9 protein-coding genes are annotated in these 13,039 nt (G+C 52.5%); 6 read left to right on the forward strand and 3 right to left on the reverse strand.

The window, feature by feature from the left end:
• Nucleotides 1-71: 71 nt before the first annotated feature.
• Nucleotides 72-731 (reverse strand): Fe2+-dependent dioxygenase, encoded by a 660-nt coding sequence (locus AC5E51_RS13405; protein ID WP_068436084.1) that lies wholly within the window; start codon nucleotides 729-731, stop codon nucleotides 72-74.
• Between the two features lie 87 nt (nucleotides 732-818).
• Between AC5E51_RS13405 and AC5E51_RS13410 the strand changes: the two genes are divergently transcribed.
• From AC5E51_RS13410 to AC5E51_RS13420, 3 genes are all read left to right on the forward strand, one after another.
• Complete coding sequence (locus AC5E51_RS13410) at nucleotides 819-1,679, forward strand: 4-helix bundle domain-containing protein (protein WP_068436868.1); 861 nt, start codon at nucleotides 819-821, stop codon at nucleotides 1,677-1,679.
• Nucleotides 1,680-1,795: 116 nt separating this feature from the next.
• The gene (locus AC5E51_RS13415; protein ID WP_273088001.1) at nucleotides 1,796-2,359 is read left to right on the forward strand and encodes a hypothetical protein; all 564 of its coding nucleotides are present in this window, start codon (nucleotides 1,796-1,798) and stop codon (nucleotides 2,357-2,359) included.
• A gap of 13 nt (nucleotides 2,360-2,372) precedes the next feature.
• On the forward strand, nucleotides 2,373-3,821 hold the full coding sequence (locus tag AC5E51_RS13420) for a class I adenylate-forming enzyme family protein (RefSeq protein ID WP_301377182.1): 1,449 nt from the start codon (nucleotides 2,373-2,375) through the stop codon (nucleotides 3,819-3,821).
• A 9-nt stretch (nucleotides 3,822-3,830) separates the two neighbouring features.
• Here the strand turns inward: AC5E51_RS13420 and cynS are convergent, their stop codons facing one another.
• Nucleotides 3,831-4,271 carry a cyanase gene (gene cynS / locus AC5E51_RS13425; RefSeq protein WP_297531356.1) on the reverse strand — a complete coding sequence of 147 codons (441 nt, stop codon included), beginning with the start codon at nucleotides 4,269-4,271 and terminating at the stop codon, nucleotides 3,831-3,833.
• Between the two features lie 121 nt (nucleotides 4,272-4,392).
• Nucleotides 4,393-6,846: a putative bifunctional diguanylate cyclase/phosphodiesterase gene (locus AC5E51_RS13430; protein WP_301377184.1), complete on the reverse strand. Its 2,454-nt coding sequence runs from the start codon at nucleotides 6,844-6,846 to the stop codon at nucleotides 4,393-4,395.
• Between the two features lie 328 nt (nucleotides 6,847-7,174).
• Here AC5E51_RS13430 and AC5E51_RS13435 point away from each other — a divergent pair, with 328 nt between their 5' ends.
• The 3 genes from AC5E51_RS13435 to AC5E51_RS13445 are packed head-to-tail and all read left to right on the forward strand — an operon-like array spanning nucleotide 7,175 to nucleotide 13,025.
• On the forward strand, nucleotides 7,175-8,638 hold the full coding sequence (locus AC5E51_RS13435; RefSeq protein ID WP_068436878.1) for a circularly permuted type 2 ATP-grasp protein: 1,464 nt from the start codon (nucleotides 7,175-7,177) through the stop codon (nucleotides 8,636-8,638).
• Nucleotides 8,638-9,594: an alpha-E domain-containing protein gene (locus tag AC5E51_RS13440; RefSeq protein ID WP_068436879.1), complete on the forward strand. Its 957-nt coding sequence runs from the start codon at nucleotides 8,638-8,640 to the stop codon at nucleotides 9,592-9,594. Before AC5E51_RS13435 ends, AC5E51_RS13440 begins: the two co-directional genes overlap by 1 nt.
• Nucleotides 9,591-13,025 carry a transglutaminase family protein gene (locus AC5E51_RS13445; protein ID WP_068436881.1) on the forward strand — a complete coding sequence of 1,145 codons (3,435 nt, stop codon included), beginning with the start codon at nucleotides 9,591-9,593 and terminating at the stop codon, nucleotides 13,023-13,025. The genes AC5E51_RS13440 and AC5E51_RS13445 overlap by 4 nt, the downstream gene beginning before the upstream one ends.
• The last annotated feature ends 14 nt before the right edge of the window (nucleotides 13,026-13,039 follow it).

The raw sequence follows: 13,039 nt of genomic DNA on the forward strand, positions 1-13,039 counted from the left end.
CGGTCTGTCTCACTCTCATGCAAAGGTAAGATCAACCATTTAATCCGCTTACCCGCTTTATTCAGTTCACATTATTCAGCCCACATTCTCATCAGGTTGCTTCTGGCTTTTAAAATATGCAGCCGCGCCTGTCTATTTTCTTCCGTGTCTGCCATCTGTTGCAGCGCCAGGTACAGATCAAACAGCGTGCCGCGATGCTCTTCAGAGCGAACCTGGCTCTGAATCCAACCAACGGCTGCGTATCGGACGCCGCGGGTGACGGGGGCGACATAGTGCAGTTCGCGAGTCGGATAAATGTAAACCGACCCTTGGGGCAATTTAATCACGTCGTCCCCATCGTGCTTCTGCAGGATCAGTTCGCCGCCATCGTAGGTATCAGGGTCGGACAGAAACAAGGTGAACGACAAATCCGTTCTGGTTGCGTGAATAAACGCGTTGTCGACATGAGAACCGTAAGTCATGCCCTCATCATAGCGACTGATAATGATGTTGCTGAGTTTATCTGGAAACGCCGAGTTGGTGACCATCGGATGCTTACGCAGCGCTTGTTCAACGAGCTTTGTTGCCGCAATGATTTTGGGCGACTTAGGGTCGGCCTGAAGGTTCTTTTTTACGGCGCGGGCAGTCTTGCCTGCTGTTTTTTTACCATCCACAAACAGGTCGTCGCTGAGGCTGTTCAGAACCGCAGTTACAGAGTGGACATCCAACAGATTATCTACGAGAATTGTCATGGTATCGAAAATGAGAACTGATCGTATATGCTATTGATAGTAGCATAAAGATGTATCCGCAAAACGAATTTTCAGGAGACCTGAGTAATGGGTAAGCGCAACAAACTGTGGAAAAGCATCAGTGTGATCGGCCTGGCCGGCGCAGCAGGCATGAGCTTGAGTGCTTGTACCGAAGAAGAAAACGAAGGCGAAGCGGCGGTTGCGCCGATTGAGACCTCCGTTGATGCCGTTGCACTTGCTGGTGAAGGCGAGGGTGAAGGCGAAGTGATCTCTGCCGGTGAAGGTGAGGGCGAAGGCGCAGCAGCAACAGAGCTGACGTCTGATGATCTTGCTTATCTGACTCACCTCAGCCTGATTAAGGGTCACCTGTATGTCGGCGCCGAGCTCTACAAGGCTGGCCATATCGAGCACGCTAAAACACACATGAAGCACCCAGAAAGCGAGTTGTACGCTGATCTGGTTCCTGCTTTAGAAGCACGTGGTACCGCTGGCTTCGCGAAAGAGCTGACTGCCGTATCCGATGCGGTTAATGAGGAAAAAGGTGTAGAAGCTGTACAGACTGCGCTGGATACCCTGCTTGCCGCTATCGACACCAACGCTATGGCCGTTTCTGAAACCAGTGCGACACCGGCAGAGAAACTGAAGCTGGTTGTACAGCTTCTGCGTACTGCGGCGGATGAGTACGCTATCGCAGTGGTGGACGGCAAAATGGAAAATGCACACGAATATCAGGACGCATTTGGTTTCACTACGATTGCCACCGACTTGGTTGAAGGCATTGAGTCCGATGAGTCAGCGGTAACCGACGCGAAAGCAGCTACTCTTGCCATTCTCGCCGATGTTAAGCCGCACTGGCCTGGTCTGATTCCACCAGAGACCCTGAAAACAGAAGCGGGTGCTCTGTACGGTGCTGCGGCGCAGATTGAACTGCTGGCACTCGGCCTGTAACAGACTGATCCTGCCGTTTTAAAAAGAAGGTGGAGCATGGCTCCACCTTTTTTTTGCTTGTTTGATACCATGACAGCATGAGTGGCATTTCTATAATTAGATTGGTGTGTTCCGCCGTGGCAGGTGTGCTATTAGTCAGCACGCCCTCTCATGCTGCCGACTATTCAGGCAATGGGTCCTGGCATCTTGGGGCTGCCTATGAAACGGCGACAATTGATCAGAATCTTCTTGATACCGGTGCGTGGTCGTCCACTTATCCGAGGTTAACGGTCGGTGGTACCGGGCCTATGAATGCGCGATTTGAAATCAGTTGGACGCGCATGAGAGCCGATCGGGAAGGTGCGAATATTGTCGGCCTCGATGGCGATGTCTGGTTACCCTATGCTCTGGATGGAGCCCCCGCCTCACGATTGCGGCCCTATTTAATCCTTGGGGTCGGCTATCACAGATACTATGGTGAGACGTCGGTACTGGACGAGGAAGGTGCTGACAATGGCGCGCGCAGTCTGAACGCTGGTCTTGCGGTGGTGGGTAACCTGACTCAGACGACAGAACTCGTCGCTACATTCCGTTATCGCTATCTGACATGGGACGCACCCGATGATGATCTGGGTGAATCGGTCAGTGCTGCCAATGCCACTATCACCAGTGTATCCTTCGGTATACAGCAGCTTTTTTAAACAGAGTAGTTACATGCATAACCCATTTGAACCTTTAGCCTTCCGGGCCATGGTAACTCCTGATTATCCGGCGTTTTATGATGGTCAGTCGACACTGAATTATGCACAACTGCATAAAACCGTTGTGCAGGTATCAGAAAAGTTGGCGGAGGCCGGAATTGGCTCTGGTCATCGCGTGTATCTGCTGCTCCCCGAGAATCTGGCGTTTATTGCGACTATGGCGCTGTTTCATCGCGCCGCAGTCAGCTGTCTCGGAATCGCTGGGACTGATATCCCAGAGCAGCCAGAGTTCGATTTTGTTGTCTCGCTGAAAGCCGATAAAGATGTCAGTGGCATTCGTAACATTGGCCTCAGTCAGGACTGGTTTAATGAAGCTCGTAACATGCCGGGGCTGGAGCCGATGCAGGACTATTCTTCTGCGGAGGATATCTGTCGCATTATTCTGACCAGTGGCACCACCGGAAAGCCGAAAGCAGTAGGGCTGACGCCGGCAATGATAGAGCAGCGTCTCTATCGTAATCATCTGGTCTGGGGAAGTGCGACGGGGCATGATCTCAATCTGATGGGGCACTCCAGCATTGGTGGCTTCATGGGGTCATTGCAGACAATACAGGCGGGCAAGGTAGTGCTCCTGCCTGCGAGCGCCGAAGCGTTTGCCAAAGCGATCCGTACTTTTTATGTCACCTCTATATTAAGTTCCTCTACGGCACTTTTCCGCCTTGTGAACTCAAATGCGCTGTCAGCCGCTGACCTGAATGGTGTCCGCGAGATTCGTCTGGCGGGTAGTGCTTTGTCACCGGGGATGATCCACCGAATTAAACAGGTATGTCCTCAGGCGCGTATCTTCAATGTTTATGGCTCTACCGAAGTCGGTGCGGTTGGCATGGTTCAGGTGACCAGGCCGGAACTGGTCTGGAAAACAGCGATTGTTCAGCCGGGCGCGTCAGCGGAAGTCATTGACGATCAGGGCAGCCCGGTACCTGATGGAACCGAAGGTATTGTTCGGATACGCAGTTCGGGGATGGTCAGTGGTTACATGAAAGGTAGCCCGGATAACAATGAGTTCCGTGATGGGTGGTTCTATCCGGGGGACCGGGGTGTATTCCGGGACGGTGTTCTGTGTTTAACCGGACGGGAGTCTGAAGTAGTAAATCTTGGTGGGGTGAAGGTCAATCCTGCTGATATTGAAGCCGTGGCTGAGCAGATGCCGACTCTGACTGATGTTGCTGCCTGTCAGGTTGAGCGGGCAGATAACTCGGAGAAGCTTGCACTGGCTTATACCGCTGATAGCACCATTCCGGTATCAGAGATTGCGGAGTTTCTGAAGGCGCGGCTTGATGCGACGCTCGTCCCGACGGAGTATTTCCAGCTCAAAGAAATCCCGCGTAATGCGATGGGCAAAGTTAAACGACAGGAACTGAGTCGCGACCTGAGCGCTGTACTGCGCGGCTCAGGCAGCTAGCAAGGGGGCTTACCAGCTCTTGTATGGCAGGAATTTGCCATTCAGCGTGAGAAGAACACGGTCGCCTTTTGGGTCTTCGATTTTGTCGACTTCCATGGAGAAGTCGATGGCGCTCATGATGCCGTCGCCAAACTTCTCCTGGATAACTTCTTTCAGCGTGTCACCGTAGACGCCCACAATTTCGTAGAGTCGATAGATTAATGGATCAGTAGGGACAGCCTGATCCCATATTTTGGTTGGGTATGCTTCCAGCGCGGTGGCCATGCTTTGGTCAAATCCCAAATACTCTGCAATGGCCGCGGCCTTTTCGGCAGGGGCGCTGTTCATGCCCAGGCAGGCAGACGTCAGCCAGACAGGAGACATTCCAAGATCCGCCCCCATTTGTTCCCACGTCAGTTCTTTCTCAATTTTGCGGGCGATAATCGCCTCAGTCATCGTTGCTTTATCCATCGTTATCCCCTGTCAGTCCAGAAAGCACGACGGCTCATCGTGAGCCGTTTCGGTGCAATATCATTGGTAAAGGTCCCGTTTAAGGGAGCTAAAGGGATAACAGCAACTCTGGTGCCAGCTTTCAGATCGGGCGTTTGTGTATGTAGCTGACGAACATATCTTCGCGCAGTGGTCGACTGAACAGGTAGCCTTGATAATTACGGCAACCATGATCTTTCAGGTAGATCTGTTGTTGATCTGTCTCGACGCCCTCGGCAATGATATCCATATCAAGATTCTGACCAAGCTGGATGATGGCATCAACGATACTTGCTGGCCGGTTATCAGGGTTGATGTCCATCACGAACGCCCGGTCAATTTTCAACTTATCTATCGGCAGTTTCTGTAAATAGCTCAGAGACGAATAGCCTGTGCCAAAGTCATCCAGTGCAAAAGTGTATCCCTTGTTGCTGAGACGCTGCATTTTTTCCCTGATCAGATCTTTATCGCCCATAAACAGGCTTTCGGTAAGCTCCAGCTCCAGCACGCTGCTATCGATATCACAACTTTTCATGGTCTTATCGAGCTTGGCTTCGAATTCCGGGTCCATGAATTGGGCTGGGCTGATATTCACCGCCAGGCGCTTGAAGCTTGGCGGTAAGGATTTGTTTCTGATCCACTGGCGCAGTGTCTGGCAGGCATGGGTAAGCACCCAATCCCCCAGCGGCAGAATCAGGTTAGTTTCCTCAGCCGCGGCGATGAATACGTCAGGGTAAACGGATTGCCCGTTGTTGACCCAGCGACACAGCGCTTCGGCCCCGGTGACTTCACCCTCTGCATTGTGCTGAGGCTGATATACGAGCGTGAAACCGTTATCCCGAATAGCCTGATAAAGATCATTAAACAGGTGCAGGCGTTCGCGTGTTTCTTCCTGCATCCGATGGTTGTACAAGCACAATTGTGAGCGGCCCTGATGTTTTGCCCAATACATTGCTGTGTCCGCTTGTCTTATCAGGTCGTTTGCCCCGCAGTCGGTCGAGGGGAAAATCGAAATACCGATACTGGCAGTCATATGGAATTTATTGATATCGATACAGAAAGGCTTGCGAATAGCTTGAAGCACGGCGGTACCCAGCTCAACCGCTCTCTCTTCGGCAAGTTCATGCGCGCTGAAAACTTCATCAGGAATAATCAGAAACTCATCGCCCCCAAGACGGGCGATCAGGTCTTTCTCCCCGACGGTGGCTTTCAGCCGATGTGAGGCCTCAATAAGCAGGCGATCACCGATCGGGTGCCCTAATGAGTCGTTGATATTTTTGAAGTGATCAAGATCGATGAAGAGTACGCTACCGCAGGTCTTATCGTCTTCTGACCAGGCGATTTTCTTCTCCAGCTCCTGCAGTGCCATTCTGCGGTTAGCCAGCTCGGTAAGCGGATCGTAGTTAGCCTGGTACTCAATGAGCTCCTGCTTGCGTTTCACTTCTGAAATATCACGAATCAGCCAGATCAGAGCGTCCTGCATGTTTGCGTGCTCCTCTAGCGGGATCATCCGCGATTCGAGATAGAGGTCATCATGATTGAACTCAGTAATCACAAGTTCTTTCTTTTCCAGCGCCTGATTGCGGGCTTCCTCTATTTTTCGGGTCGCCGACAGGTTCAGCCAGGCCGTGAAGGGTGTTCCTGTCAGGTCTTCGTTAAGGCGCTGAACGCGCCCGTTGGGGTTACCGAAACGCCCGTTGATCACTCCTGTTGCGGTGACGAGCAGACCTATGTCAGGGAAACCCGCGGTAAAGGCATCGTTCAGTGCCTGCTGGTGGGCAATCCGTGTGGTGGTTTCATCGAGGTGTTCGCTGAGGTCGTTAAACGCTTCTTCCAGCTGTGCAATCTCAGTGGCACTGCGACTTTCAGGAATACTGGCGTATTTGCCTTGCTTTATCGAACTGGTCAGCTGTACCAGGTGCTTGACCGGGATAAGAATATATTTACGGAGAATCTGGCTCTGAACGACCAGGAAAATAATGACCAGCAGGGCGACAAGTATTGTTTTTCGGGCGAGAGAACGCAGCATAGAGTCGTAATCACTATGTGCATCATAATGCGCAAATAGCCACGCGCGGGTGTCCCTTTTTATGCTCTGATCCGTATTGCCGGTGTGTGGTGACACCGGGTATTTAAGGTTCACTGGGAATAAAGCATAGAACTCCGATTTGTAGCGCTCGATCTGGGGCTCCTGCACGCCAGTATTCAGGGAGTGACTGCTTAGCCGGTACTTGGTGTTGTGCAGCCGGTCGCTGGCGTTGCTTGAAAAAATAACGCGGTCCCCTGCTTCAGACAAAACAGCGAGATAACGCAGAGACGGGTCGTCAATACTCTCCCGGATCTGGTTCTCGACAACATGACTACTGCTTTGGCTGACGTGGTACTCCACGTTTTTGGCAATACTTTCCAGCTCGAAGCTTATACGCCGCTCCCAGTTACTCGAAAACTGTTCCAGTTGGAGCTGCAGTAACAGATAGCCAAGCCCACAGGTAATCAGCCCCAGCATCAGCAGGGACCAGTTCAGTAACAGTTGGGCGAGCGACCTCCGAGGCGTCACACTGACCCCCTGCTGGGCTTTTGGGGGTTCTGTGCCCCAAAATTGAACACTGCAGTCTGTTGCTTATGTGGTTGTCGCAGAATACTCACTGCATGGTGCACGATCGCGCGTGCCTCCCTGATAGCGGTTTGTTAATACTGACATTCAGTGTAGCAGTGCTGTAGCGGGTTGCCCGGGGTACGCATGGAGTGGCCTCTATTAGCCTCTATTAGCCTGATGGTGCCAATGTGGACAATGTGTTGGCCGGCCGGTTCGTCTATTGCTGTAGAGGTGATGAAGTGCCTGAATAGGTGCATAAAACTCGAGAATCACCGTGGAACGGTTCTGCATGTCGATAAATTGGAAGCACTACGAATTACAGGAGGGTTTCTACGATGAGCTGATCAGCTCGCCCGGAAACCCTAGAGTCCCCGCCCGGCAACTCGCCAACTATCTGAATAGCCTGACAGAAGAAGAAATACAGTCACGTAAGCTGGCCGCTGAGTCCACTATCAAAGATATGGGGGTTTCTTTCACCGTTTACAGTGAAGGTGAGAACATCGACCGCGCCTGGCCATTTGATATCGTGCCCCGGATCATATCGGCCCAGCAGTGGGAGAAAACAGCGGCGGGTCTGCGTCAGCGTCTGAAGGCGCTGAATATGTTTATTGATGATCTGTACCATGAACAGAAGATCATTAAAGACGGCGTCATTCCTGAGTTTGTACTGAAACAGTCGAAGAACTATCGACCTGAGTGTGAGGGCGTTAATCCGCGCTTTGGTGTCTGGGCGCACATCTGTGGGACCGATCTTGTCCGCGATGGTGACGGCCAGTTTTATGTACTTGAGGACAACCTGCGGGTGCCTTCCGGCGTTTCTTACATGCTCGAGAACCGTTCCATTATGAAGCGGGTTCTGCCTGAGGTGTTTGAAAAAGTCAGTATCGCGCCGGTTGGTGATTATCCAGAAGCTCTCTTTAATATGCTGGCTTCTTTGTCGCCACGTCAGAGCTCCAGCCCGGTGGTCGTGGTTCTGACTCCAGGCATTTTTAATTCGGCGTACTTTGAACATGCCTTCCTGGCTCAACGCATGGGGGCTGAGTTGGTCGAAGGCAGCGACCTCGTCGTCGGTAAAGATGACTGCGTCTATATGAAGACAATCTCTGGTCTGGAGCGGGTTGATGTTATTTATCGCCGTATTGACGACATGTTCCTCGACCCTGAAGTGTTTCATCCTGAATCAGTACTGGGAGTCCCTGGACTGATGCGTGCATGGCGCAAGGGCAAAGTTGCTCTGGCAAATGCGCCGGGTGCAGGCGTCGCCGATGATAAAGTCGTGTATGCGTACGTACCCGATATCATTCGTTATTATCTGAGCGAAGAGCCTTTGATTCCGAATGTCGAAACTTACCTCTGCTACGACGACAAGCAGCGTGAATACGTGCTGGATAACCTCGATAAACTGGTCGTAAAACCAGCTAACGAGTCTGGCGGTTACGGCATGCTGGTGGGCCCGCACAGTACTAAAAAAGAACGAGAACAATTTGCTGAGCTGATTCAAGCCAATCCGCGAAATTATATTGCTCAGCCTACGTTGGCGTTATCAACAGCGCCAACACTTGTCGGGCGCAGTAAAGTCGAGCCCCGTCACCTCGACCTGAGACCCTTCATCCTTCAGGGCGAATCAAGTTACGTAACGACTGGCGGACTGACGCGGGTAGCGATGAAAAAAGGCTCTCTGGTAGTTAATTCATCGCAAGGTGGTGGTAGTAAAGATACCTGGATTGTTGATACGTCTGCGGGGAAAGCCTGATGTTATCGAAAGTTGCTGAACGGGTTTACTGGGCCGCCCGCTATCTTGAACGGGTAGAAAGCACAGCCCGTATGTTGAGTATTTACGACACCCTGCTTTTCGACCTGCCGCGTCAGGTTAATCTGGGTTGGTATAACCTGATTGTAATTAACAGTCTTGAACAGGATTTCAACGAGCGTTATTCGGTGCAGGATGAGCGTAACGTGGTGAAGTTTCTGGTCGGCGACGACACGAACCCCAGTTCTATAGTGACCTCGCTCAAAGCCATTCGTGAAAATATCCGTACCACGCGCGATGTTATCCCGGCGGATACCTGGGAGCTGGTGAATGAACTGAGCCAGTATGTTCAGGATCATCTGCAGCAGGGCATTAATCGTCGCGACCGACATGAATTTCTGGGCAATGTTATCAGTGCCTGTCAGCAGATTATTGGTCTGTGGCAGGTCAATATGCCGCGCGATAGCGCCTGGGAAATGCTCAAGCTTGGTCAGAATCTTGAACGTGCCGATATGACCACCCGGAATCTGGATGCCGCGACAGCGGCCATCATGCAGATCGAGGACGATGATTTTGCTGTAAATAGCCAGCAGATTATCTGGGGAAATGTGCTGCGTTCTTTGAGTGCCGATCAGCCGTATCGTCGGGCGATGCGCAGTTCTGTTAAAGCGCCTCTGGTGTGCAGCTTTCTGCTGACAGACCCGCGTTTCCCGCGTTCTGTCGAGTATTGTCTCAACGACATGATTCAGGGTGTGAAGGCGTTGCCGCGTGCCGAAAAAATTATCGCGGATATCCGTAAGCTTCATAAGACTGTCACAGACCGTGCTGAGGATAGCGCTCCCGGCCCTGAAATGCGGGAAGCCCTGAACGATCTGCAGATTTCACTGCAGTATCTTCATTTTTCTATCAGTCGTACCTGGTTCCTGAATGATCAGGAACAACTGGCGGTGGCCCAATGACAATTACAGTCGCACTTAATCATAAAACCCGGTATGACTTTGATCGCCCGGTGTCATTATCTCCGCACGTGGTGCGTTTGCGTCCGGCACCTCACTGCCGCACACCTATCCGCTCATACAGTCTGAAAATAGAGCCGGAAGAGCACTTTATTAACTGGCAGCAAGACCCGTACGGTAACTTTCAGGCGCGACTCGTTTTTCCTGAAAAAAGTCGCTGCTTATCGGTAGAGGTTGAAGTAATCGCCGATATGACGGTGATCAACCCGTTCGACTTTTTTATTGAAGAGTACGCTGAGGAATTTCCGTTCAAATACGGAAAGAGCCTGAAGAAAGAGCTGGAACCCTACCTGCATTGCACCACCGAAGGTGAAATGTTCACCACGCTGCTGGAAAGTATTCCGCGTGAGAAAAAGCGTACCATCGATTTTCTTGTCGATATCAATATGCGATTGCAGCAGGACATCGATTATCTGGTGCGCATGGAACCGGGCGTTCAGACGCCGGAAGAAACACTGGAAAAAGGCAAAGGTTCTTGTCGGGATTCTGCCTGGTTGATGGTGCAGTTACTGCGTCACCTGGGGCTGGCCGCCCGTTTTGCGTCTGGCTATCTGGTTCAGCTCAAATCCGATGAGAAATCTCTCGACGGTCCTTCTGGCCCTGAAGCTGACTTCACCGACCTGCATGCCTGGTGCGAAGTCTATCTGCCGGGTGCTGGATGGGTGGGGCTCGACCCGACCTCTGGGCTATTTGCATCCGAGGGGCATATCCCACTTGCCTGCACGCCAGAGCCGAGCTCTGCAGCGCCAATTTCTGGCTTCACTGATGAGTGTGAAGTCGAGTTTACTTTCTCAAACGAAGTCACTCGTTTCCATGAAGACCCACGGGTGACCAAGCCGTATACCGAGTCAGAATGGGAAGACGCGCTGGCATTGGGCGAGAAAGTCGATCGTATTCTGAAAGATGAAGACGTCCGTCTGACAATGGGCGGCGAGCCAACGTTTGTATCTGTCGATGACATGGAATCCGCGCAGTGGAATACCGAAGCGCTGGGCAAAGACAAACTGGCATTAGCGAAAACCCTGTTGCTCCGTCTGCGAGACCACTTTGCACCGAAAGGCCTGCTGCATTATGGCCAGGGCAAGTGGTATCCGGGAGAAGAAGTACCGCGCTGGGCGTTAGGTTTATTCTGGCGTACCGATGGCGAACCTTTATGGCAGGACAAAGACCTGCTTGCCCGCGTAGATAAACATTACGGACACACCGAGGAAGACGCACGGGCATTTGCCCGACGGCTTGCAGAGTTACTGAACGTTCCGCAGCGTTGTGCTCAACCTGCGTATGAAGATGGACTGCATTATCTGCTGCAGGAGCAGAATTTACCGGAAAATATTGATAGCCGGATTGCCAGCAGCAAAGACAGCCTTGAGCGCCGTCGACTGGCACGGGTGTTAGAGCAGGGGCTGGACACCCCGACCGGGTACGTACTGCCGCTTGAGTGGAATTTCTACGGACATTGCTGGCAGTCCAGCGAGTGGCAGTTCCGCCGCGGGCGTCTGACTCTGATCCCGGGCGATTCGCCGATGGGGCTTCGTCTGCCGCTGGAGAGTCTGCCACCTGCGGAAGAAGATCCTCTGATTCAGGAGACTGACCCGCACCGCGAAGCCGGACCTCTGGAAACCGCCGATGCCGCAGTAAAAGAGGCTCTGGCACGTAACAGTCGCCCGGTAGCTCAGTCGCAACCGCTTACACCGACATCATCGACGCCTCCGGTGCAGAAACAGAGCGCTCAGAAGAAGGTCGAGGGCAACGAGAAGACTGAGTCTGCGGCGAAGAAAGACGATTATCGCTGGAAAAATCTGGTGCGTACGGCACTGGGCATTGAAGCCCGCGACGGTAAGTTACACTTGTTTCTTCCGCCGCTGCCTTACCTCGAAAGCTACGTGAATCTGCTGGCGCTGATAGAGCGGACAGCAATGGAGCTGGATCTACCTGTCATTATTGAGGGCTATGAGCCGCCGAAAGACCATCGCATGCAAAAGCTGTTGGTGACTCCTGATCCGGGCGTGATCGAGGTGAATATTCACCCGTCAGACAACTGGTCCGACATGGTCAGCAACATGACTGAGTTATATCAGGCTGCCAAAGAAAGCCGCCTGAGTACTGAGAAATTCATGTTGGATGGTCGTCACACGGGAACCGGAGGTGGCAATCACATTACCTTGGGTGGTGCGACGCCTTCGGACAGCCCATTTTTGCGACGGCCTGATCTCTTGCGTAGCTTCGTTACCTTCTGGCAGAACCATCCGTCGTTGTCGTATTTGTTTTCTGGCGCCTTTATTGGCCCGACCAGTCAGGCACCCCGAGTCGATGAGGGCCGCGATGAAGCTCTGTATGAATTGGAAATTGCTTTTCAGCAGATGCCTGACGGGGACGTCGCACAGCCCTGGTTGGTTGATCGCCTGTTACGTAATCTACTGATTGATATGACGGGTAACACGCACCGAGCAGAATTCTGTATTGATAAACTGTTCGCACCGGGCAGTCCGTCCGGGCGACTGGGCATTCTCGAATTCCGTGGATTTGAAATGCCGCCGCATAGCCGTATGGCACTGGTTCAGGCGCTTCTGCTTCGTGCTCTGGTCGTACGGTTCTGGCGGAAGCCCTACAAGCAGAAGCTTGAGCGCTGGGGTACTCGTCTGCACGATCAGTTTATGCTGCCGCACTATATCTGGCAGGACATTAAAGATGTGGCGGCCGATCTGCAGGAGCATGGTCTGGATTTCCGTGCTGAATGGTTACTGCCTTTCCGTGAATTCCGCTTCCCTCACTATGGCACGGTGAATCTCGGGGATATGTCACTTGAATTGAGCTGGGCTATTGAGCCATGGAATGTACTTGGTGAAGAAGTCTCCAGCTTTGGTACCGCGCGCTACGTCGATTCTTCTGTAGAGCGTTTGCAGGTTCGCGTTACCGGCATGACTGGCAGCCGCTATATTCTGGCTTGTAACGGACGTAAGGTGCCGCTGCGGGCCACCGGTAAACATGGTGAGTTTGTAGCAGGTGTGCGTTACAAAGCCTGGGCGCCACCTTCGGCACTGCATCCGACCATTGATGTTCATGTTCCCCTGCATTTCGATCTGATCGACACCTGGAACGGGCGCTCGGTGGGTGGAGCGACCTATCATGTGTCTCATCCGGGTGGGCGCAGCTATGACGTATTCCCAGTGAATGCTGCTGAAGCCGAGTCCCGCCGTGGCAATCGTTTCACCACGACAGATCACACACAGGGGCCTTATACGCCTCGCCCTGAGATTGATGCCATGCGCGAATTTACTGCGCATACAGATGTCAGGCCGATGAGTGCCCCGGCGGAAGAGTCGTATGATGAGTATCCTCTGACGCTGGATCTCAGAACTCAGCCTAAACGCTGAGAATCTGCCATAAT

The organism is Thalassolituus sp., assembly GCF_984348125.1.

Coding starts and splice junctions, on each gene's coding strand:
- AC5E51_RS13405 (WP_068436084.1), bottom strand. CDS start 731: ATGACAATTCTCGTAGATAATCTGTTGGATGTCCACTCTGTAACTGCG.
- AC5E51_RS13410 (WP_068436868.1), top strand. CDS start 819: ATGGGTAAGCGCAACAAACTGTGGAAAAGCATCAGTGTGATCGGCCTG.
- AC5E51_RS13420 (WP_301377182.1), top strand. CDS start 2,373: ATGCATAACCCATTTGAACCTTTAGCCTTCCGGGCCATGGTAACTCCT.
- cynS (WP_297531356.1), bottom strand. CDS start 4,271: ATGGATAAAGCAACGATGACTGAGGCGATTATCGCCCGCAAAATTGAG.
- AC5E51_RS13435 (WP_068436878.1), top strand. CDS start 7,175: ATGTCGATAAATTGGAAGCACTACGAATTACAGGAGGGTTTCTACGAT.
- AC5E51_RS13440 (WP_068436879.1), top strand. CDS start 8,638: ATGTTATCGAAAGTTGCTGAACGGGTTTACTGGGCCGCCCGCTATCTT.
- AC5E51_RS13445 (WP_068436881.1), top strand. CDS start 9,591: ATGACAATTACAGTCGCACTTAATCATAAAACCCGGTATGACTTTGAT.